The organism is Pseudomonas sp. LBUM1646 (assembly GCF_059716165.1).
This window is the reverse complement of the sequence record NZ_CP166810.1, coordinates 1,065,478-1,085,541: the sequence shown is the minus strand read 5'-3', so window position 1 is coordinate 1,085,541 and position 20,064 is coordinate 1,065,478. Positions and strand designations below refer to the sequence as shown.

Here is a 20,064-nt window from a genome sequence, read left to right as displayed (position 1 = left end):
GGTAGATAACCAGTCATAGGTTGTCACCATTGCCATGCACCTCCAGAGAATCCGCATGCAAACTTTTTTTATCGCGCCCACCGATTTTGGTGTGGGTCTGACCTCCATCAGCCTCGGGCTGGTGCGCACGCTTGAGCGAGCCGGGCTGAAAGTCGGCTTTTTCAAACCGATTGCCCAACCGCATCCAGGCGACACCGGCCCTGAGCGTTCCACTGAATTGGTGGCGCGCACCCACGGCCTCAAGCCACCGCAACCGCTCGGCCTGGCCCACGTGGAGCGCATGCTCGGTGACGGTCAGCTGGACGAATTGCTGGAAGAAATCATCACCCTGTATCAGCAGGCAGCCGTCGGCAAGGATGTGCTGGTGGTCGAAGGCATGGTCCCGACCCGCAGCGCCAGCTACGCCGCGCGGGTCAATCTGCACTTGGCCAAGAGCCTGGATGCCGACGTGATCCTGGTCTCGGCACCGGAAAGCGAAGCCCTGACTGAACTCTCCGGCCGGGTGGAATTGCAGGCGCAATTGTTCGGCGGGCCGAAAGACCCGAAAGTCCTCGGCGTGATCCTCAACAAGGTCAAGACCGATGAGAGCATGGAGACCTTCGCCTCGCGCCTGAAAGAACATTCGCCGTTGCTGCGTACTGGTGATTTCCGACTGCTCGGCTGCATCCCGTTCCAACCGGAACTGAACGCCCCGCGCACCCGCGACGTCGCCGACCTGATGGGCGCGCAGATTCTCAATGCCGGTGACTACGAAACCCGGCGCATGACCAAAATCATCATTTGCGCGCGCACCATGCGCAACACTGTGGAGTTGCTCAAGCCCGGCGTGCTGGTGGTGACCCCCGGTGATCGCGACGACATCATCCTCGCCGTCAGCCTCGCCGCCATGAACGGCGTGCCCCTGGCCGGCCTGTTGCTGACCAGCGACACCCTGCCCGACCCTCGGATCATGGACCTCTGTCGCGGCGCCTTGCAGGCTGGTCTGCCGGTGTTGTCGGTGAGCACTGGTTCCTACGAAACCGCCAACCTGTTGAACGGCCTGAACAAGGAAATCCCGATTGACGACCGCGAGCGAGCGGAGATCATCACTGATTTCGTCGCCAGCCACCTCGACGCCAAGTGGCTGCATCAACGCTGCGGTACGCCGCGGGAAATGCGCCTGTCGCCTGCCGTCTTCCGCTATCAACTGATCCAGCGCGCCCAGGCTGCCAACAAGCGCATCGTGTTGCCCGAAGGCAGCGAACCGCTGACCGTGCAAGCCGCCGCGATCTGCCAGGCCCGCGGCATCGCCCGTTGCGTGTTGCTGGCCAAACCGGCCGACGTCGAAGCGGTTGCGCGCGCCCAAGGCATCGAGTTACCGCCGGGGCTGGAGATTCTCGACCCGGACCTGATTCGCGGCAATTACATCGAACCGATGGTTGCCCTGCGCAAGAGCAAAAGCCTCAACGCGCCGATGGCCGAGCAGCAACTGGAAGACACCGTGGTGATCGGCACCATGATGCTGGCGCTGGATGAAGTCGACGGCCTCGTCTCCGGGGTCATTCACTCCACCGCCAACACCATCCGCCCGGCCCTGCAACTGATCAAGACCGCACCGGGCTGCACGTTGGTGTCGTCAGTGTTCTTCATGCTGTTCCCGGAAGAGGTGCTGGTCTACGGCGACTGCGTGATGAACCCGCACCCGAGCGCCAGCGAACTGGCGGAGATCGCTCTGCAAAGCGCCGACTCGGCCGCCGCGTTTGGCATCACCCCACGGGTGGCGATGATCAGTTACTCCAGCGGTGAATCCGCCAGCGGCGAAGAAGTCGAGAAGGTCCGCGAAGCGACGTTGCTCGCCCACGAACAACAGAACTCGCTGCTGATCGACGGCCCGTTGCAATACGACGCCGCCGCCAACGAAACCGTGGCCCGGCAACTGGCACCGAATAGTCAGGTGGCCGGTCGCGCCACGGTGTTCGTGTTCCCCGACCTGAACACCGGCAACACCACCCACAAAGCCGTGCAGCGCAGCGCCGATTGCGTCAGCCTCGGCCCGATGCTGCAAGGCCTGCGCAAGCCGGTGAACGACCTGCCGCGCGGCGCGCAAGTCGATGACATCGTTTACACCATCGCGTTGACCGCGATTCAAGCTGCCAACCGACCTATGGATCTTTAAATGCTGGCTTTCCTCCCTGCACCCGCGCGCGGCGTCATCGCCTCGCTGCTGTTGGCCCTGAACACCATTTTGCTGTGCTCGTTTCTATTCATCGTGGCGCTGTTCAAAGTGCTGCCCTTCGCCCTCGCCCAGCGCTTCACCCGTTGGCTGATGAGCCACACCCACGAAGCCTGGATCAGCAACAACAAGGCCTGGATGAACCTGGTCTGCCGCACCCGCTGGCACCTCAGCGGCCTCGAAGGGCTGGACTATCAGCACTCGTACCTGATCACCAGCAACCACCAGAGCTGGGTCGACATCATGGTGCTGCAATACGTGCTCAACCGGCGCATCCAACCGCTGAAGTTCTTTCTCAAGCAGGAGCTGATCTGGGTCCCGGTGATTGGCCTGGCGTGGTGGGCGCTGGGGTTTCCGTTCATGAAGCGTTACTCCAAGGCCTACCTGGAAAAGCACCCGGAGAAGAAAGGCAAAGACCTGGAAACCACCCGCAAGACCTGCGACAAGTTCCGCAATAACCCGGTGGGGATTTTCAACTTCGTCGAAGGCACGCGCTTTACCGAGGGTAAGCATGCGCAGCAGAAGTCACCGTTTCGTTATCTGCTCAAGCCCAAGGCGGGCGGCATTGCGTTTGTGCTGGATGCGATGGGTGAGCAGCTTGAGTCCATCGTTAACGTGACCATTCACTACCCGGCTGGGCGTCCTGGTTATTGGGATCTGCTGTGTGGGAACGTGAAGGATGTGGTGGTGCATTTTCAGGAACTGAAGATTCCGCCGCAGTTCATCGGCAAGAATTACGATCAGGACGGCGAGTATCGCTTGCAGTTTCAAGGCTGGATCAATCAGCTTTGGGAAGACAAGGATGCGTTGCTGACGCAGATGCATCGCGAATATCCCACCCAGTAATGATCGTTCCCACGCTCCGCGTGGGAATGCATCCTGTGACGCTCTGCGTCACGCCTGCGAAGGGACGCGGAGCGTCCCGGGCGGCATTCCCACGCAGAGCGTGGGAACGATCACAAAAAAACCCGCCGATGATCACTCATCGGCGGGTTTTTTATTAACGGCTAACGCTTAGATCGCGCCGCGGCTACGCAACAGATCCAGCACTTGCTTGACGCTTTCTTCCAGCGACAGCGACTGGGTGTCGACCACCAGGTCGGCGTCCAGCGGCACGTCGTACGGGAAGGAATCGCCCGGGATGTTGTCCCCGGCTGCCGCGTACAAGCCTTGCGGATCACGCTCGGCACACACTGTCGGCGACGCCTGCACGTAAACGGTCAGCAAACGTTCCTTGCCGATCAGGTCCTTGGCCTGCTCGCGACCTTCGGCACTTGGCGCAACGAATGCCGCCAGAGTCAGCAGACCCGCTTCGTTGAACTGACGCGCCACATGCGCGGCACGACGCCAGTTCTCGGTACGCCCGGAACGATCCTGCGGCAGACCTTTGTTCAGGTCATGACGCAGGTTCTGGCCATCGAGTACGAACACCGCACGACCCAGGTCGAACAGCTTGCGTTCAACCGCATAAGCCAACGTGCTTTTACCCGCGCCAGACAAGCCGCTGAACAACACCGTAGCCGGTTGCTGGCCGAAGCGTTGAGCGCGTTCTTCAGTCGCAACGTGCGCCAGTTTGCCGTGGTGCGTGCTGCCACCGTGGCTCAACGGCTGGGCGATGATCATGCCGGCGGCAACGGTGCCGTTAGTCAACCGATCGATGACGATGAACGAACCGGTGGTGCGGTTGCTGGCGTAACCGTCGAGGGCGATGGCGGCGTCGAGGCTGACCTTGACCCGACCGATCTCGTTCAGGTTCAGCGAACTGGCCGGACCTTCTTCCAGGGTGTTCACATCAACGCGGTTGACGATGCTGGTGATCGAACCCGGCACATAACTGGTGGCGCGCTTGATGTCGTATTTCTTGCCCGGCAGCATTGGTTCTTCGGCCATCCACACCAGCATGGCGTCGAAGGCGTCAGTCACTTGCGGCAGGTTGTCGGCGTGCACCAGCAAGTCGCCGCGGGAGATGTCGATCTCGTCTTCCATGGTCAGCGTTACCGCTTGGCCAGGACCTGCGTGCTCCAGCTCACCTTCGAAGGTGACGATGGATTTCACGCGGCTGCTTTTGCCCGACGGCAGCACAACGACTTCGTCGCCCTTGTGCACGATGCCGCTGGCCAGGGTGCCGGCGAAACCACGGAAGTTCAGGTTCGGACGGTTGACGTACTGCACCGGGAAACGCAGGTCGGTGTAGTTACGGTCGTTGGCGATCTCGACGGTTTCAAGGATTTCCATCAGCGACTGGCCGGTGTACCACGGCGAGCCCTCGGACTTGTTCACCACGTTGTCGCCTTTCAACGCCGACATTGGCACGAAAGCCATGGTGGTCGGCTTGAACGCGATACCTTCAGCGAACTTCAGGTAGTCGGCCTTGATCGACTCGAACACAGTTTCGTCGAAACCGTTGAGGTCCATCTTGTTGATGGCGACCACGATGTGTTTGATGCCGAGCAACGAGGCGATAAAGCTGTGGCGACGGGTCTGGGTCTGCACGCCGTAACGGGCGTCGACCAGGATAATCGCCAGGTCACAGGTGGAAGCACCGGTGGCCATGTTGCGGGTGTACTGCTCATGGCCAGGGGTGTCGGCGATGATGAATTTGCGCTTGGCGGTAGAGAAATAGCGGTAAGCGACATCGATGGTGATGCCCTGCTCGCGCTCGGCCTGCAAGCCGTCGACCAGCAAGGCCAGGTCGATGTCTTCGCCGGTGGTGCCGACTTTTTTCGAGTCGCGGGTAATGGCTTCCAGGTGATCTTCGTAGATCATTTTGGAGTCGTGCAGCAGGCGCCCGATCAGGGTGCTCTTGCCGTCGTCGACGTTGCCACAGGTCAGGAAGCGCAGCATTTCCTTGCGTTCGTGCTGGCCCAGGTAGGCGAGGATGTCCTCGCTGATCAAATCAGATACGTGCGACATGACAACCCCTTAGAAATAACCCTGACGTTTCTTTTCTTCCATCGAGCCTGCGCCATCGTGATCGATGACCCGGCCCTGGCGTTCGGAAGTTCGCGTCAGGAGCATTTCCTGAATGATGTCGGTCAGGCTGGTCGCCTCGGACTCGACCGCACCGGTCAGCGGGTAGTCGCCGAGCGTACGGAAACGGACCTTTTTCTTGACGATGCGCGCCTTGTCTTCGTCGCTCAGGTGATTGAGCAGGCGTTCGTCGTCGATCATGATCCAGGTGCCGTTCATCTCGATAACGTCGCGCTCGGCGGCGAAATACAGCGGCACGATCGGGATGCCTTCGAGGTAGATGTACTGCCAGATGTCCAGTTCGGTCCAGTTCGACAACGGGAACACACGAATGGATTCGCCCTTGTTGACGTTGCCGTTGTAGACGTTCCATAACTCGGGACGCTGGTTTTTAGGGTCCCAGCGGTGCTTGGTGTCGCGGAAGGAATACACGCGCTCTTTGGCACGGGACTTCTCTTCGTCACGACGGGCACCACCGAAAGCGGCGTCGAAACCGTACTTGTCGAGGGCCTGTTTCAGGCCTTCGGTTTTCATGATGTCGGTGTGCTTGGCACTGCCGTGGGTCAGCGGGTTGATACCCTGTGCGACGCCATCGGGGTTGACGTGGACCAGCAGGTCCAGGCCCAGTTCTTCGACCATGCGGTCGCGGAACGCGTACATTTCCTTGAACTTCCACCGGGTGTCGACGTGCATCACCGGGAACGGCAGCTTGCCCGGGAAGAATGCCTTGCGCGCAAGGTGCAGCATCACGGCGGAGTCTTTACCGACGGAGTACAGCATCACCGGGTTATCGAACTCGGCGGCGACCTCGCGGATGATGTGGATGCTTTCGGCCTCCAGCTGTTTCAGATGCGTCAGTTTGTCGACCATGGCTACTCACGAAAACGATCTTATGGACGGCCAGCGGGCCGTGTTCGAGCGGGGAATCCTAGCACAGCGCCCCCTTCTAATCAGGACGCCAACTAGATCGAAAGGGTATATGAATATACCCCTGCGTTTGGCCTACGGCCCCCTGGGGGGATCGCGATCTCAGATCGGGTTTGGGCAATCGATGAAGATGTGTTCCAGGGCAAACCGTCGCGCCAGGTAATCCCCTAGTGCCTGAACGCCATATCGCTCGGTGGCGTGATGCCCGGCGGCGATGAAGCTGATGTTGTTTTCCCGGGCACTGTGGAAAGTCTGCTCCGACGCTTCGCCGCTCAGGTACAGATCAACCCCCGCCAGCACCGCCTGATCGATATAGCCCTGACCACCCCCGGTGCACCAACCGACCCGCCGAATCATCTCGCTGCCTTCAATCAGCAACGGCTCGCGCCCCATGACTTCCTGCACCCGTCGGGCAAAGTCGCGCGGGCTCAGCGGTTCGCTCAGCGAGCCGACCAGGCCGACGACTTTCAGGTTGTCGGGGTCTAGCGGGCCTTCGACGGTGATGTCCAACTGACGGGCAAGCTGCACGTTGTTGCCGACGTCTGGATGCAGGTCCAGGGGCAAGTGATACGACAGCAGACTGATGTCGTGCTTGAGCAGGGTTTTCAACCGGCGCTGCTTCATGCCGGTGATACACGGGTTCTCGCCCTTCCAGAAATAGCCGTGATGCACCAACACCAGATCGGCCTTGGCCTCGACCGCAGCGTCCAGCAGCGCCTGGCTGGCGGTCACGCCGCTGACGATGCGCATCACTTGTGGACGGCCTTCGACCTGCAAGCCATTTGGGCAGTAGTCGGCGATCTTTGAACTGTTAAGGTAACGGTCGGCTTCTTCGACCAGGGTGCTCAGGGCGACGGCCATAAAAGACTCCTAAATATCCCGTTCAGAGGCGCGCTCGCCTCGTATAATGCGCGACATTATGGGCGGTCTCATACCACCTGCAACCTTTCCAGGATTTGCTTAATGCTTAAGGCGCTGCGTTTTTCCGGCTGGCCGCTGTTGGCCGGCGTGCTTATCGCTCTGTTGATAATCCAGCGTTACCCGCAGTGGGTCGGGCTTCCGAGCCTCGACGTCAATCTTCAGCAAGCCCCGCAAACCACCAGCGTGCAACAGGGGCCGGTTTCCTATGCCGATGCCGTGGTCATTGCCGCGCCGGCGGTGGTCAACCTGTACACCACCAAAGTCATCAACAAACCCAATCATCCGCTGTTCGAAGATCCGCAGTTCCGCCGCTTCTTCGGCGACAACTCGCCCAAGCAGAAGCGCATGGAATCAAGCCTGGGTTCCGGCGTGATCATGAGCCCGGAAGGCTACATCCTGACCAATAACCACGTGACCACCGGTGCCGACCAGATTGTCGTGGCGCTCAAGGATGGTCGTGAAACATTGGCCCGGGTGATTGGCAGCGATCCGGAAACCGACCTTGCGGTATTGAAGATCGACCTGAAAACCCTGCCGGCGATCACGATCGGACGTTCCGACAACATCCGCATCGGCGATGTCGCGCTGGCCATCGGCAACCCGTTCGGCGTCGGCCAGACCGTGACCATGGGCATCATCAGCGCCACCGGGCGCAACCAGTTGGGCCTGAACAACTACGAAGACTTCATCCAGACCGACGCTGCGATCAACCCCGGCAACTCCGGCGGTGCGCTGGTGGATGCCAACGGCAACCTGACCGGCATCAACACCGCGATTTTCTCCAAATCCGGTGGATCCCAAGGCATCGGTTTCGCGATTCCGGTCAAACTGGCCATGGAAGTGATGAAGTCGATCATCGAACACGGCCAGGTGATTCGTGGCTGGCTCGGGATTGAAGTGCAGCCGTTGACCCAGGAACTGGCGGAATCGTTTGGCCTGTCCGGGCGTCCAGGGATTGTGGTGGCGGGGATTTTCCGCGACGGCCCGGCACAGAAGGCCGGCCTGCAACTCGGTGATGTGATCCTCAGCATCGACGGCGAACCGGCTGGCGATGGCCGCCGCTCGATGAACCAGGTCGCGCGGATCAAACCGACCGACAAGGTTTCGATTCAGGTGATGCGTAACGGCAAGGAATTGAAGCTGAGCGCAGAAATTGGCCTGCGTCCGCCACCGGCGCCGGTCAAGGAAGAGGAATAAACAGCCCCTACTGATCGTTCCCACGCTCCGCGTGGGAATGCATCCCGTGACGCTCCGCGTCACAACGGACGCAGAGCGTCCATGGCGGCATTCCCACGCGGAGCGTGGGAACGATCATAGAAAGCGGGCGGATTAGAGGTCGCCAAGGCCGTCGATCAACGCCTGATTCTGCTCCGGCGTGCCAATGCTGATCCGCAGGAACTGGGCAATCCGTTCCTGCTTGAAGTGCCGAACGATCACACCCTGCTCACGCAACTTCGCCGCCAAACCAGCCGCATCGTGCTGCGGATGCCGAGCGAAGATGAAGTTGGCTGCCGACGGCAGTACTTCAAAGCCCTTCGCTTGCAACTGCCCGACGATTTTCTCGCGATTGTCGATGACCAACCGGCACGTCTTGTCGAAGTACTCGCGATCCTCAAACGCCGCCGCTGCCCCGACATTCGCCAGGCGATCCAGCGGGTAGGAGTTGAAGCTGTTCTTGATCCGCTCCAGCGCCTCGATCAGGTCCGGGTGCCCCACCGCCAGACCGACTCGCAAGCCCGCCAGGGAACGGGACTTGGACAGGGTCTGAGTCACCAGCAGGTTCGGGTAACGGTCCACCAGGCTGATCGCGGTTTCGCCGCCGAAGTCGATATACGCTTCATCGACCACCACCACCGAATCCGGGCTGGCCTTGAGAATTTGCTCCACGGCGTCCAGCGCCAGCAGGCAACCGGTCGGCGCATTCGGGTTCGGGAAAATGATTCCGCCGTTGGGCTTGGCGTAGTCCGCCGGGTTGATCTGGAACTGTTCGTCCAGCGGCACCGCGTCGAACTTGATGCCGTACAACCCGCAGTAAACCGGGTAGAAGCTGTAGCTGATGTCCGGGAACAGCACCGGATTGTCATGTTGCAGCAAGCCGTGAAAGATGTGCGCCAGGACTTCGTCGGAACCGTTGCCGAGGAACACCTGATTGCTCTGCACGCCGTAGTACTTGGCCACGGCGTTCTTCAGCAGATCGCTGTTCGGGTCCGGGTACAGACGCAGGTTATCGTTCAGTTCGGTCTGCATCGCGGCCAGGGCTTTGGGCGACGGACCGTAGGGGTTTTCGTTGGTGTTGAGCTTCACCAGTTTTGCCAGTTTCGGCTGCTCGCCCGGCACGTAAGGCACCAGATCCTTGACGAACGGGCTCCAGAATTTACTCATTTTCAGTTCCCCTTCTTGTCGTCAACGATGCGGTACTCAGCGCTGCGGGCGTGGGCGGTCAGCGACTCGCCACGGGCCAGCACGGAAGCGGTCTTGCCCAGTTCGGAAGCACCCTGCTCAGAGCAGAAGATGATCGACGAGCGTTTCTGGAAGTCGTACACGCCCAGCGGCGAAGAGAACCGCGCGGTGCCAGACGTCGGCAACACGTGGTTCGGCCCGGCGCAGTAATCGCCCAGGGCTTCGGAGGTGTGGCGGCCCATGAAGATCGCACCGGCGTGGCGAATCAGAGGCAGCCAGGCTTGCGGATCGGCGACCGACAACTCCAGGTGCTCCGGCGCGATGCGGTTGGCCACTTCGATGGCTTGTTCCATGTCGCGAACCTTGATCAGCGCACCACGGCCATTGATCGAGGTTTCAATGATCTCGGCGCGCTCCATGGTCGGCAGCAGTTTGGCGATGCTGGCGGCGACCTTGTCGAGGAACTCGGCGTCCGGGCTGACCAGAATCGCCTGGGCGTCTTCGTCGTGCTCGGCCTGGGAGAACAGGTCCATGGCGATCCAGTCCGGATCGGTCTGACCATCGCAGACCACGAGGATCTCGGACGGACCGGCGATCATGTCGATGCCGACCTGGCCAAACACGTGCCGCTTGGCCGTGGCGACATAGATGTTGCCCGGACCGACGACCTTATCGACCTTCGGCACGCTTTCGGTGCCGTAAGCCAGCGCCGCTACCGCTTGCGCGCCGCCGATGGTGAACACACGGTCCACGCCAGCGATGCAGGCCGCGGCCAATACCAGTTCATTGATTTCGCCGCGCGGTGTCGGCACGACCATGACCACTTCGGTCACGCCGGCAACCTTGGCCGGAATCGCGTTCATCAGCACCGACGACGGGTACGACGCCTTGCCGCCCGGCACGTACAGGCCTGCGCGATCCAGCGGCGTGACCTTCTGGCCCAGCACCGTGCCATCGGCTTCGGTGTAGCTCCAGGAATCCTGTTTCTGTTTTTCGTGGTAGCTGCGTACTCGGGTCGCGGCTTTTTCCAGGGCTTCGCGCTGCGGCGCGGTGATGCGGGTCAGGGCCAGTTCCAGGCGCTCGCGCGGCAGGATCAGGTCCGCCATGGACGCGACTTTCAGGCCGTCGAACTTCTGGGTGAATTCCACCAGCGCCGCATCGCCACGCTCGCGTACGGCTTTGATGATGTCCAGCACCCGCTGATTGACCGAGTCGTCAGACACACTTTCCCAGCTCAGCAGATGATCCAGATGATGCGCGAAATCCGGGTCAGCAGCGTTGAGTCGGCGAATTGCAGTCGGTGCGGTCATAGCGAGAGCCTCATAGGAATGGCAAAAACTCAGGCGCCCTAACTTAGCAGTCGTTTCCGCTTGGGCACCTGAGATTCTGGCTATGAGGCGGATAGACGGGCGCGACTCAAGGTCGCGCAGGTGAATCAGCCGCGGTGTCGAGACTCCACTGCCTTGCGCAGGGTGTCGATCAACGCCTGGATACGGGCGTGCTGCATTTTCATCGACGCTTTGTTGACGATCAGCCGGGAGCTGATGTCAGCGATGAAATCCTGTGGTTCCAGACCATTGGCCCGCAGCGTATTGCCGGTGTCGACCACGTCGATGATCTTGTCGGCCAGACCGATCAGCGGCGCCAGCTCCATCGAGCCGTACAGCTTGATGATGTCGACCTGACGGCCCTGCTCGGCGTAGTAACGCTTGGCAACGTTGACGAACTTGGTGGCGACGCGCAGACGGCCCTTGGGCTCGATGGCGCCAACTTTGCCGGCAGTCATCAGTTTGCACAGGGCAATCCGCAGGTCCAGGGGCTCGTAGAGGCCCTGGCCGCCGTATTCCATCAGCACATCTTTACCGGCGACGCCCAGGTCAGCGGCACCATGCTCGACGTAGGTCGGCACATCGGTGGCGCGCACGATCAGCAGACGTACATCAGGCTGGGTCGTGGGGATGATCAGCTTGCGGCTCTTGTCCGGATTCTCGGTCGGCACGATGCCCGCTTCAGCCAGAAGCGGCAGGGTGTCGTCAAGGATGCGGCCCTTGGACAGTGCGATGGTCAACATGGGAAACGTCAGTCCTTATCAAGGTACTCATGCCCGGTCGCAATCGGCGCCGGACACACATCGAGCCGGAAACCGGCTCGACTTGAAACGAATTCAACGGGCGCGTCCCTGCGCCCATGCAGCAGAAACTAGCCTGGTACGCGGCGGATCTTGGCGCCGAGCATCTGCAGTTTCTCTTCGATGCACTCGTAACCACGGTCGATGTGGTAAATGCGATCGATCAGGGTGTCGCCTTCGGCGATCAGCGCCGAGATGACCAGGCTGGCCGAAGCACGCAGGTCGGTGGCCATGACTGGCGCGCCTTTGAGCTTCTCGGTGCCGGTGACGATGGCCGTGTTGCCTTCGACCTGGATCTTGGCGCCCATGCGGTGCAACTCGTACACGTGCATGAAGCGGTTTTCGAAGATCGTCTCGATCACGGCACCGGTGCCTTCGGCAATGGCGTTGAGGGAGATGAACTGCGCCTGCATGTCGGTCGGGAACGCCGGGTACGGAGCGGTCCGCACGTTGACGGCTTTTGGCCGCTTGCCGTGCATGTTCAGCTCGATCCAGTCTTCGCCGCAGGTGATTTCAGCACCCGACTCACGGAGTTTTTCCAGAACGGCTTCGAGGATGGTCGGATCGGTGTCCTTGACCTTCACACGGCCGCCGGTCACAGCCGCCGCCACCAGGTAGGTACCGGTTTCGATACGGTCCGGCATCACTTTGTAGGTGGCCGGGTGCAGACGCTCAACGCCATCAATGGTGATGGTGTCGGTGCCGGCGCCGGTGATCTTCGCGCCCATGGCGATCAGGAAGTTCGCCAGGTCGATGACTTCGGGCTCGCGTGCGGCGTTAGCCAGTACGCTGCGACCCTTGGCCAAAGCGGCGGCCATCATGATGTTTTCGGTACCGGTCACGCTGACGGTGTCGAAGAAGAAGTGCGCACCGCGCAGGCCACCTTCAGGCGCCTTGGCCTTGATGTAGCCGCCTTCGACGTCGATGACTGCGCCCATGGCTTCGAGGCCACGGATGTGCAGGTCAACCGGACGCGAACCGATGGCGCAACCGCCAGGCAGTGCGACTTCGGCTTCACCGAAACGGGCAACCATCGGGCCGAGCACCAGGATCGAGGCACGCATGGTTTTCACCAGTTCGTACGGCGCGATCAGGGTCTTGATGGTGCGCGGGTCGATTTCGACGCTGAGTTTCTCGTCGATGACCGGCTCGATACCCATGCGACCGAACAGCTCGATCATGGTGGTGATGTCGTGCAGGTGCGGCAGGTTGGCCACGGTGACCGGGCCATCGCACAGCAAGGTGGCAGCCAGGATCGGCAGGGCAGAGTTCTTTGCCCCGGAGATGCGGATTTCGCCATCAAGACGAACGCCACCAGTAATAATCAATTTATCCATAAGAATCTCGACGCCCTTGGGCTCAGGTGCGCTCGGCCCAGGCCGCGCTGCTGAAAAATTTCATAGTGACCGCATGGATGCTGCCATCGGTGATCCATGGGTTCAAATGGGCATAGATCTGCTGCTGACGCTTCACCGGGCTCAACGCCGCCAGTTCATCGCTAATCACGTTCAGCTGAAAGTTGCAGCCTTCGCCCTCAACTTCTACCAGCGTTCCGGGCAGCTTTCCTTCAAGAAAGCTCTTAACTTCTACGGCCTGCATGCTCAACCTCAATCGGCGCCCTGTGCGCGCGGGTCGGACATCATACAAAAAAGCCCCGCGCCTGCGAACCCCGCATTCACAGGACTCTGACGGGGGGCTTCTTTATAGATGCCGGTTAGGGGTGCGCTAACAGCTCGGTCAATTCACTGACCTGAGCAATTTCGCGCATGTCTTCGGGCATTGCACGGATGCTGACGGCCTTACCGGCCGCCTCTGCATCGCGCATGAAACACAACAACAACGACAAGCCGACACTGCTGGACTTCACCACCGCCGAGCAATCAACCACCACGGCGGCCGCCTTGCTGGCCTTGATCAGCGCCTGGCCCTGCTTGCGCAAGCCAGGGCCGGTGCGGTAATCCAGCACGCCACTGAGCAGCAACTCGCCGGTTTCGTCCATGCGAACGGCCGACTCACTCATTGCGCAGACTTCTTGTCGGCGCCTTCGGTGGAGGCCTTGGCCTTGGCGACTTCCCCGGCCCAATTGTTGATGGTTGCGTCCAGGTTGTTGCCATTGCGCTGCATCGCGTCAGCGAACTGATCGCGGAACAGCTTGCCGATGTTGATGCCGTTGATGATTACGTTGCGCAGTTTCCACTCGCCGTTGATCTTCTCCAGGGTGTACTGCACCGGATAAACCGCGCCGTTGGTACCCTTGACCGTCATGCCAACGCTGGTACGGTCGCCCGACTCATCCTTGGCAGGGTCAACGGTGATGCCCTGGTTGTTGTATTCGAGCAAGGCGTTGCCATAGAACTGGAACAGGCCTTTCTTGAAGTTTTCCTGAAAGGTCTGCATCTGCGCTGGCGTGGCTTTGCGCGAGTATTTGACCGTCATGATGCTTTTGGAAATACCTTCGGCATCCACCACAGGTCCGACGATGGTGTTCAGCGCCGTGTAGAAATCTTGTGGATCTGTCTTGTACTTCTCTTTATTGGTCGACAGATCGGCGAGCATCCGGGTCGTGGTGTCCTGAACCAGATCGTGCGCCGACTGTGCCGCCACGGCGTTAGCCATCAACGGCAGGGCCGCGAGTAATACCAACAGGCCACGTCGCAAGGTAGAGATCATTCAAAAGCTCCTCATTTGGCGTCTTTGCTAACGGTATTGAGCAGGAATTTACCGATCAGGTCCTCGAGCACCAGCGACGACTGGGTGTCATGGATGGTTCCACCATCCTTGAGCAAGGCTTGTTCCCCGCCCACGCTGATACCGATGTATTTCTCGCCCAACAGGCCAGCCGTGAGGATAGATGCAGTGGAGTCAGTCGGCAGATTATCTACACGCTTTTCCAGCTGCATGGTCACCCGACCGGTGAAACTGTCGCGGTCCAGATCGATCGCTGTGACCTTGCCGATGGTCACACCGGCCATGGTCACTTTAGCTCTGACAGTCAAACCGGCGATATTGTCGAAGTAAGCATAAAGTTTATACGACTCGGTGGTTGCGCTCGGGGACAGGCCACTGACCCGCAACGCAAGCAGCAGCAAAGCCAGGATGCCAGCCAGCAGGAAAAGGCCGACACCGATTTCCAGGGTGCGGTTTTGCATCAGAAATCTCCAAACATCAAGGCGGTCAGAATAAAGTCCAGGCCGAGCACTGCCAAAGAGGCATACACCACGGTCTTGGTTGTGGCACGACTGATCCCCTCGGAAGTGGGCTCGCAGTCATAGCCTTGGAATACGGCAATCCAGGTCACGACAAACCCGAAAACAATGCTTTTGATGATGCCGTTGAGCACGTCGCCATTGAACGTCACGCTGTTTTGCATGTTCGCCCAGTAGGAGCCGTCATAGACCCCCAGCCAGTCGACTGCGACCCACGAACCACCCCAGATCCCGACGACGCTGAAAATCATCGCCAGCACCGGCAGGGAAATGAAACCGGCCCACAGACGCGGGGCAACGATGTACTTGAGCGGGTCGACACCAATCATTTCCAGACTGGACAACTGCTCGGTGGACTTCATGTTGCCGATTTCGGCCGTCAGGGCCGAACCGGCGCGCCCGGCGAACAGCAATGCCGTCACCACCGGCCCCAGCTCACGCAGCAACGTCAGGGCAACCATCTGCCCGACGGCCTGTTCCGAACCGTAGCTGGACAGGATATTGAAGCCTTGCAGCGCCAATACCATGCCGATGAACACCCCGGAGACCACGATGATCACCAGGGACATCACGCCGATCGAATGCAGTTGTTTGATCAGCAAGCCGAAACCGCCGCCAATACCGCCACGGCCCAGCAACGCATGAAACAGGAAAATCGCCGCCCGCCCGAACACCCCCACGGCATCGATGGCCGCGTGGCCGAACCGGCGCACTCTTTCTATTAGTGAAATCTTGCGCATCAGCGCTTCCCCAGAAGATCTGCGCGGTAATCCGTCGCTGGAAAGTGATAGGCGACCGGACCGTCGGGTTCGCCTGTCATGAATTGACGGATACGCGGTTCTTCCGAGTTCATCAGTTCTTCAGGCGTGCCCTGCCCCAACACTTGCCCTTCGCCCACTACATAAATGTAATCGGCAATGCTCGCGGTCTCGGCCAGATCGTGGGAAACCACGATGCTGGTGATGCCCAGCGCATCATTGAGCAGGCGGATCAGGCGCACCAGCACGCCCATGGCGATCGGGTCCTGCCCGACAAAGGGCTCGTCATACATGAGGATCTGCGGATCAAGGGCGATGGCTCGCGCCAGCGCGACGCGACGCTTCATGCCGCCGGACAATTCGTCAGGCATCAGCTCGATGGCGCCACGCAAGCCCACGGCCTGCAATTTGAGCAGGACGATGTCACGGATCATTTCTTCCGGCAGCTCGGTATGAACGCGCAGCGGAAAGGCAACGTTCTCGAATACATCGAGATCGGTAAACAATGCACCGCTCTGGAACAGCACGCCCATGTGCTTGCGCGCATCGAACAGGTCGCTGCGAGATAACGTGGGCAGGTTCTGACCATTGACCCAGACTTCACCGCCGGAAGGTCGCAACTGTGCGCCCATCAGCCGTAACAGGGTGGTCTTGCCACACCCGGAAGGCCCCATGATGCCGGTGACCTTGCCGCGTGGGATACGGATATCGACGTTATTGAAAATGCTGCGCGTACCGCGCTTGAAGGTCAGTCCCTTCAGCTCGACCGCGTAGGCGTTATCGGCACTCATCTAAACTCCTTGCGATGCAGCCTCTCACTCGGACGCCTGGCTTTCTGTCGAAAGCACATACCTCCCCGGGCAGGCCGAACTGGCGGCGAACTATATCACTGCAACAGCTCAGCGCCCAAGGCCCAAGCCGGGGCATGTTCAGCAACACGACAGGCAAATACACTGATTTGGAGGGATTCGGTAACAGCTATTTACAAAGCACGACGAACTAGCGTGAGGGTTTCGATCATTACCGCTATAATCGCCGCCTTTTCATCGGGCTATACGATTCTGACATGAGCCAATCCAGCGACCTGATTCAATCGGCACAACGCACCATCCGTCTCGAAGTGGAAGCCGTACAAGGCTTGCTGCCCCATATCGACGCGGATTTCGTACGCGCTTGCGAGATGATTCTGGCCAGCAAAGGCCGCGTGGTCGTGCTCGGCATGGGCAAATCCGGGCACATCGGCAACAAAATTGCCGCCACCCTGGCCAGCACCGGCACCACGGCGTTCTTCGTGCACCCGGCCGAAGCCAGTCACGGCGACATGGGCATGATCACCCGCGACGACATCATCCTGGCGCTGTCGAACTCCGGCTCCACCAATGAAATCGTCACCCTGTTGCCGCTGATCAAGCGTCAGGGTATCCAGTTGATCAGCATGACCGGCAACCCTGACTCGGCGCTGGCCAAGGCGGCCGAGATCAACCTGAACGTTCATGTGGAGCATGAAGCCTGCCCGCTGAACCTGGCGCCGACCTCCTCCACCACTGCAGCATTGGTCATGGGCGACGCCCTGGCTGTTGCGCTGCTGGAAGCGCGCGGCTTTACGGCTGAAGACTTCGCCTTTTCCCACCCAGGCGGTGCGCTTGGCCGCCGTCTGCTGCTGAAAGTGGAAACCGTCATGCACGCCGGCGCAGAACTCCCCTTGGTGCAACGCGGCACGCTGCTCAAGGACGCCTTGATGGAAATGACCCGCAAGGGCCTGGGCATGACGGCGATCGTGGAGCCCGACGGCAAACTGGCCGGGATTTTCACTGACGGCGACTTGCGCCGCACGCTGGACCGCACCATCGACATCCACCACACGACCATTGATGAGGTCATGACTATTCATGGCAAGACCGCCCGTGCCGATATGCTGGCAGCCGAGGCCCTGAAAATCATGGAAGACCATCGAATCAACGCACTGGTAGTCGTCGACAAGGAAGACCGCCCGGTTGGCGCCTTCAACCTGTCCGACCTGCTGCGTGCAGGAGTAATGTGATGAGCAACGACCTGTTGCAACGCGGCAAGAACATCAAACTGGCCGTCTTTGACGTCGACGGTGTCCTCACCGACGGACGCTTGTACTTCCTGGAAGACGGCAGCGAATTCAAGACTTTCAGCACCCTCGACGGCCAAGGCATCAAGATGTTGATGGCAGCCGGCGTGCAGACCGCTATCATCAGCGGCCGCAAGACCCCAGTGGTCGAACGTCGAGCGAAAAACCTCGGCATTCCACACCTGTATCAGGGTCGCGAAGACAAACTGGTGGTGCTCGACGAGCTTCTAGCCCAACTCAACCTAAGCTATGAACAGGTCGCCTACCTCGGTGACGACCTGCCAGACCTGCCGGTGATTCGCCGCGTCGGCCTGGGCATGGCGGTGGCCAATGCCGCCAGCTTCGTGCGCGAACACGCCCACGGTGTCACCCAGGCCCGTGGCGGCGAAGGTGCCGCCCGCGAATTCTGCGAACTGATCCTGCGCGCCCAGGGCCGTCTAGATGCGGCCAACGCCGCGTACTTGTGAGCCATTTATGTTTATTCTGAGCAAAAAGTTTCGCAGATTCCTGCTGTTCGGTTGCATCGCTGCGATATTCGCGGCGGTCGGCTACTGGAACATCAGCCCGGAACGCTTCCTCGACAAGCCAGTCGTCAAGGTCGATGAAAGCGCGATCGACTATTACGCCCTCAACGCCCACAGCGTGCAGTACCTGCCCGACGGCGGCTTGCAGTACGATTTGACGTCCGACAAGGTCGAGCACCTCAAGGCGACCGACGTGTCGTTGCTGACCAACCCCGACCTGAACATGTACCGCGGCACCGAGTTCCCGTGGCATGTCACGAGCTTGCGCGGTGAAGTGAATGCGGATGGCACCCAAGTAGAACTGATCGACTCGGTACGTATCGCACGCACCGATGAACAGAACCGCGAATTGATTGTTACCAGCACCCGTATGACAGTGTTCCCGCAGCAGCAATATGCGCAGACCGATCAACCCGTTAGAATCGACGGCGCTGGCGGTGTGTCGACTGGCAACGGAATGAAAGCGTATTTGAAAGAAAGCAGGATACACCTGCTATCGAACGTAAGAGGACAGTATGAGGCTCGTTAAAACCCTCCCTATTTTGCTCAGTCTGGGCGCAGCACTGGGAAGCGTGAGCGCCTGGGCTCTGCCGAACGATCAAGAGCAGCCTATCCGCATTCAGGCCGACGATGCCCAACTGGACGACAAGAATGGCGTTGCCACCTATAAAGGTGACGTGATCATTACTCAGGGCTCGATGAAGGTCACCGGCAACACCGTGACCATCACCCGCACCCCGACCGGCGACATCGACGTAGTGACCTCGGTGGGCAACCTCGCCTACTTCGAGCAGCTGCAGACCGCTGGCGACACCAAGCCTGTTCAGGGCTGGGGCGTGACCATCCAGTACCACGCCGCGCAAAACCGCGTCGTGCTGATCGATAAGGCCAAGGTTGTCGACAAGGACAACAACACCACCCAGGGCGAGAAAATCGTCTACGACACGGTCAAGAAACTGGCGAGCGCCGGCCGTGCCACGGGCAGCAAGGTCACCGAGGCGCGTCCGCGCATCGACATGGTGATCCAGCCGAAGCCGAAAAACGACGCGAAAAAGGCTCAGTAATGGCAACTCTGAAAGCTCAGCATCTGGCCAAGAGCTATAAGAGCCGCCAGGTCGTGCGTGACGTCAGCCTGTCGATCGACAGCGGCCAGATTGTTGGCCTGCTGGGCCCGAACGGCGCCGGCAAGACCACCTGCTTCTACATGATCGTCGGCCTGGTACAGGCCGATCAGGGCCGCGTCCTGATCGACGACCTGGATGTCAGCCACCAGCCAATGCACGGCCGTGCAAAGGCTGGTATCGGCTATCTTCCGCAAGAAGCATCGATCTTCCGCAAACTGTCGGTGGCCGACAACATCATGGCTATCCTCGAGACCCGCAAGGAACTCGACAAGGCGGATCGTCGCAAGGAGCTGGAAAGCCTGCTGCAGGAATTCCACATCAGCCACATCCGTGACAACCTCGGCATGAGCCTGTCCGGTGGTGAACGCCGCCGCGTGGAAATCGCCCGGGCACTGGCCACCAACCCGAAATTCATCCTGCTCGACGAACCGTTCGCCGGTGTAGACCCGATTTCGGTAGGCGATATCAAACAGATCATCCATCACCTCAAGGCCAAGGGCATTGGCGTGCTGATCACTGACCACAACGTCCGTGAAACCCTGGATATCTGCGAAACCGCCTACATCGTCAACGATGGCCAGCTGATCGCCGAAGGCGACTCCGCCACCATCCTGGCCAACGAACTGGTCAAGGAAGTGTATCTGGGCCATGAGTTCCGCCTTTAAGCATCAAGGTGTCTGGCTGGTTGTCCGAGCGCTCGAATCGATAAAAAATCAATACTTTTTTATTGTTACAGCGCTCTAGGCAAACGCTGCGGTTTCGGGCATATAATTTGCTTAAGTTTGGCGCTCCGGCG

Annotated in this window: 21 protein-coding genes; 8 read left to right on the top strand and 13 right to left on the bottom strand. The window is 60.0% G+C overall.

Annotation, left to right across the window (positions count from 1 at the left end; all coding sequences use genetic code 11):
- Positions 1 to 55 precede the first annotated feature (55 nt).
- Positions 56 to 2,155, top strand: coding sequence for a phosphate acetyltransferase (pta, locus tag ACA071_RS04675; protein WP_497643334.1), 2,100 nt, complete (start codon positions 56 to 58; stop codon positions 2,153 to 2,155).
- On the top strand, positions 2,156 to 3,058 hold the full coding sequence (gene yihG, locus ACA071_RS04670; RefSeq protein WP_497643333.1) for a 1-acylglycerol-3-phosphate O-acyltransferase, YihG family: 903 nt from the start codon (positions 2,156 to 2,158) through the stop codon (positions 3,056 to 3,058).
- Positions 3,059 to 3,226: 168 nt separating this feature from the next.
- On the opposite strand, the gene cysN is transcribed toward yihG, so the two are convergent.
- The 3 genes from cysN to ACA071_RS04655 form a co-directional block, all read right to left on the bottom strand.
- Positions 3,227 to 5,125, bottom strand: coding sequence for a sulfate adenylyltransferase subunit CysN (cysN, locus tag ACA071_RS04665; protein ID WP_497643332.1), 1,899 nt, complete (start codon positions 5,123 to 5,125; stop codon positions 3,227 to 3,229).
- Positions 5,126 to 5,134: 9 nt separating this feature from the next.
- Positions 5,135 to 6,052 (bottom strand): sulfate adenylyltransferase subunit CysD, encoded by a 918-nt coding sequence (gene cysD / locus ACA071_RS04660; protein WP_010463281.1) that lies wholly within the window; start codon positions 6,050 to 6,052, stop codon positions 5,135 to 5,137.
- A 159-nt stretch (positions 6,053 to 6,211) separates the two neighbouring features.
- Complete coding sequence (locus ACA071_RS04655) at positions 6,212 to 6,970, bottom strand: Nif3-like dinuclear metal center hexameric protein (protein WP_497643331.1); 759 nt, start codon at positions 6,968 to 6,970, stop codon at positions 6,212 to 6,214.
- 102 nt (positions 6,971 to 7,072) lie between these two features.
- On the opposite strand from ACA071_RS04655, the gene algW reads away from it, so the two are divergent.
- Positions 7,073 to 8,227: a Do family serine endopeptidase AlgW gene (algW, locus tag ACA071_RS04650; protein WP_169371587.1), complete on the top strand. Its 1,155-nt coding sequence runs from the start codon at positions 7,073 to 7,075 to the stop codon at positions 8,225 to 8,227.
- A gap of 132 nt (positions 8,228 to 8,359) precedes the next feature.
- Here algW and hisC read toward each other — a convergent pair whose 3' ends face one another.
- From hisC to ACA071_RS04600, 10 genes are all read right to left on the bottom strand, one after another.
- On the bottom strand, positions 8,360 to 9,412 hold the full coding sequence (hisC, locus tag ACA071_RS04645; RefSeq protein WP_497643330.1) for a histidinol-phosphate transaminase: 1,053 nt from the start codon (positions 9,410 to 9,412) through the stop codon (positions 8,360 to 8,362).
- Positions 9,413 to 9,414: 2 nt separating this feature from the next.
- Entirely contained in the window at positions 9,415 to 10,740 is a 1,326-nt protein-coding gene (gene hisD / locus ACA071_RS04640) for a histidinol dehydrogenase (protein ID WP_497643329.1), read from the bottom strand.
- Positions 10,741 to 10,865: 125 nt separating this feature from the next.
- A complete protein-coding gene (hisG, locus tag ACA071_RS04635; protein WP_092273233.1) occupies positions 10,866 to 11,501 on the bottom strand; it encodes an ATP phosphoribosyltransferase in 636 nt (211 codons plus the stop codon).
- A 128-nt stretch (positions 11,502 to 11,629) separates the two neighbouring features.
- On the bottom strand, positions 11,630 to 12,895 hold the full coding sequence (gene murA / locus ACA071_RS04630) for a UDP-N-acetylglucosamine 1-carboxyvinyltransferase (RefSeq protein WP_133838552.1): 1,266 nt from the start codon (positions 12,893 to 12,895) through the stop codon (positions 11,630 to 11,632).
- Positions 12,896 to 12,917: 22 nt separating this feature from the next.
- On the bottom strand, positions 12,918 to 13,157 hold the full coding sequence (locus tag ACA071_RS04625; RefSeq protein ID WP_007912386.1) for a BolA family protein: 240 nt from the start codon (positions 13,155 to 13,157) through the stop codon (positions 12,918 to 12,920).
- 115 nt (positions 13,158 to 13,272) lie between these two features.
- Positions 13,273 to 13,578, bottom strand: a complete 306-nt coding sequence (locus ACA071_RS04620; RefSeq protein ID WP_497643328.1) for an STAS domain-containing protein — start codon at positions 13,576 to 13,578, stop codon at positions 13,273 to 13,275.
- The gene (locus tag ACA071_RS04615; protein WP_497643327.1) at positions 13,575 to 14,228 is read right to left on the bottom strand and encodes an MlaC/ttg2D family ABC transporter substrate-binding protein; all 654 of its coding nucleotides are present in this window, start codon (positions 14,226 to 14,228) and stop codon (positions 13,575 to 13,577) included. The genes ACA071_RS04620 and ACA071_RS04615 overlap by 4 nt, the downstream gene beginning before the upstream one ends.
- 11 nt (positions 14,229 to 14,239) lie before the next feature.
- Positions 14,240 to 14,707 carry an outer membrane lipid asymmetry maintenance protein MlaD gene (gene mlaD, locus ACA071_RS04610; protein WP_133838549.1) on the bottom strand — a complete coding sequence of 156 codons (468 nt, stop codon included), beginning with the start codon at positions 14,705 to 14,707 and terminating at the stop codon, positions 14,240 to 14,242.
- Positions 14,707 to 15,504 carry a lipid asymmetry maintenance ABC transporter permease subunit MlaE gene (mlaE, locus tag ACA071_RS04605; RefSeq protein WP_475270969.1) on the bottom strand — a complete coding sequence of 266 codons (798 nt, stop codon included), beginning with the start codon at positions 15,502 to 15,504 and terminating at the stop codon, positions 14,707 to 14,709. Before mlaE ends, mlaD begins: the two co-directional genes overlap by 1 nt.
- Positions 15,504 to 16,313 (bottom strand): ATP-binding cassette domain-containing protein, encoded by an 810-nt coding sequence (locus ACA071_RS04600; RefSeq protein ID WP_497643326.1) that lies wholly within the window; start codon positions 16,311 to 16,313, stop codon positions 15,504 to 15,506. Before ACA071_RS04600 ends, mlaE begins: the two co-directional genes overlap by 1 nt.
- A 275-nt stretch (positions 16,314 to 16,588) precedes the next feature.
- Here ACA071_RS04600 and ACA071_RS04595 point away from each other — a divergent pair, with 275 nt between their 5' ends.
- From ACA071_RS04595 to lptB, 5 genes are read left to right on the top strand one after another with little or no spacing between them, the layout of a single operon-like run.
- Positions 16,589 to 17,563, top strand: a complete 975-nt coding sequence (locus ACA071_RS04595; protein ID WP_497643325.1) for a KpsF/GutQ family sugar-phosphate isomerase — start codon at positions 16,589 to 16,591, stop codon at positions 17,561 to 17,563.
- A complete protein-coding gene (locus tag ACA071_RS04590; protein WP_497643324.1) occupies positions 17,563 to 18,087 on the top strand; it encodes a KdsC family phosphatase in 525 nt (174 codons plus the stop codon). Before ACA071_RS04595 ends, ACA071_RS04590 begins: the two co-directional genes overlap by 1 nt.
- A 13-nt stretch (positions 18,088 to 18,100) precedes the next feature.
- Positions 18,101 to 18,673, top strand: a complete 573-nt coding sequence (lptC, locus tag ACA071_RS04585; protein ID WP_497645270.1) for an LPS export ABC transporter periplasmic protein LptC — start codon at positions 18,101 to 18,103, stop codon at positions 18,671 to 18,673.
- Positions 18,660 to 19,208: a lipopolysaccharide transport periplasmic protein LptA gene (gene lptA, locus ACA071_RS04580; RefSeq protein WP_497643323.1), complete on the top strand. Its 549-nt coding sequence runs from the start codon at positions 18,660 to 18,662 to the stop codon at positions 19,206 to 19,208. Before lptC ends, lptA begins: the two co-directional genes overlap by 14 nt.
- Positions 19,208 to 19,933 carry an LPS export ABC transporter ATP-binding protein gene (gene lptB / locus ACA071_RS04575; protein ID WP_497643322.1) on the top strand — a complete coding sequence of 242 codons (726 nt, stop codon included), beginning with the start codon at positions 19,208 to 19,210 and terminating at the stop codon, positions 19,931 to 19,933. The genes lptA and lptB overlap by 1 nt, the downstream gene beginning before the upstream one ends.
- The last annotated feature ends 131 nt before the right edge of the window (positions 19,934 to 20,064 follow it).

Bases quoted from the DNA above. Each gene is read 5' to 3' on its own strand.
- pta (WP_497643334.1), top strand. From the start codon at position 56: ATGCAAACTTTTTTTATCGCGCCCACCGATTTTGGTGTGGGTCTGACC.
- ACA071_RS04655 (WP_497643331.1), bottom strand. From the start codon at position 6,970: ATGGCCGTCGCCCTGAGCACCCTGGTCGAAGAAGCCGACCGTTACCTT.
- mlaE (WP_475270969.1), bottom strand. From the start codon at position 15,504: ATGCGCAAGATTTCACTAATAGAAAGAGTGCGCCGGTTCGGCCACGCG.
- algW (WP_169371587.1), top strand. From the start codon at position 7,073: ATGCTTAAGGCGCTGCGTTTTTCCGGCTGGCCGCTGTTGGCCGGCGTG.
- hisC (WP_497643330.1), bottom strand. From the start codon at position 9,412: ATGAGTAAATTCTGGAGCCCGTTCGTCAAGGATCTGGTGCCTTACGTG.
- lptB (WP_497643322.1), top strand. From the start codon at position 19,208: ATGGCAACTCTGAAAGCTCAGCATCTGGCCAAGAGCTATAAGAGCCGC.
- cysN (WP_497643332.1), bottom strand. From the start codon at position 5,125: ATGTCGCACGTATCTGATTTGATCAGCGAGGACATCCTCGCCTACCTG.
- ACA071_RS04625 (WP_007912386.1), bottom strand. From the start codon at position 13,157: ATGCAGGCCGTAGAAGTTAAGAGCTTTCTTGAAGGAAAGCTGCCCGGA.
- ACA071_RS04620 (WP_497643328.1), bottom strand. From the start codon at position 13,578: ATGAGTGAGTCGGCCGTTCGCATGGACGAAACCGGCGAGTTGCTGCTC.
- ACA071_RS04595 (WP_497643325.1), top strand. From the start codon at position 16,589: ATGAGCCAATCCAGCGACCTGATTCAATCGGCACAACGCACCATCCGT.
- ACA071_RS04590 (WP_497643324.1), top strand. From the start codon at position 17,563: ATGAGCAACGACCTGTTGCAACGCGGCAAGAACATCAAACTGGCCGTC.
- ACA071_RS04615 (WP_497643327.1), bottom strand. From the start codon at position 14,228: ATGATCTCTACCTTGCGACGTGGCCTGTTGGTATTACTCGCGGCCCTG.
- hisD (WP_497643329.1), bottom strand. From the start codon at position 10,740: ATGACCGCACCGACTGCAATTCGCCGACTCAACGCTGCTGACCCGGAT.
- murA (WP_133838552.1), bottom strand. From the start codon at position 12,895: ATGGATAAATTGATTATTACTGGTGGCGTTCGTCTTGATGGCGAAATC.
- hisG (WP_092273233.1), bottom strand. From the start codon at position 11,501: ATGTTGACCATCGCACTGTCCAAGGGCCGCATCCTTGACGACACCCTG.
- yihG (WP_497643333.1), top strand. From the start codon at position 2,156: ATGCTGGCTTTCCTCCCTGCACCCGCGCGCGGCGTCATCGCCTCGCTG.
- ACA071_RS04600 (WP_497643326.1), bottom strand. From the start codon at position 16,313: ATGAGTGCCGATAACGCCTACGCGGTCGAGCTGAAGGGACTGACCTTC.
- cysD (WP_010463281.1), bottom strand. From the start codon at position 6,052: ATGGTCGACAAACTGACGCATCTGAAACAGCTGGAGGCCGAAAGCATC.
- mlaD (WP_133838549.1), bottom strand. From the start codon at position 14,707: ATGCAAAACCGCACCCTGGAAATCGGTGTCGGCCTTTTCCTGCTGGCT.
- lptA (WP_497643323.1), top strand. From the start codon at position 18,660: ATGAGGCTCGTTAAAACCCTCCCTATTTTGCTCAGTCTGGGCGCAGCA.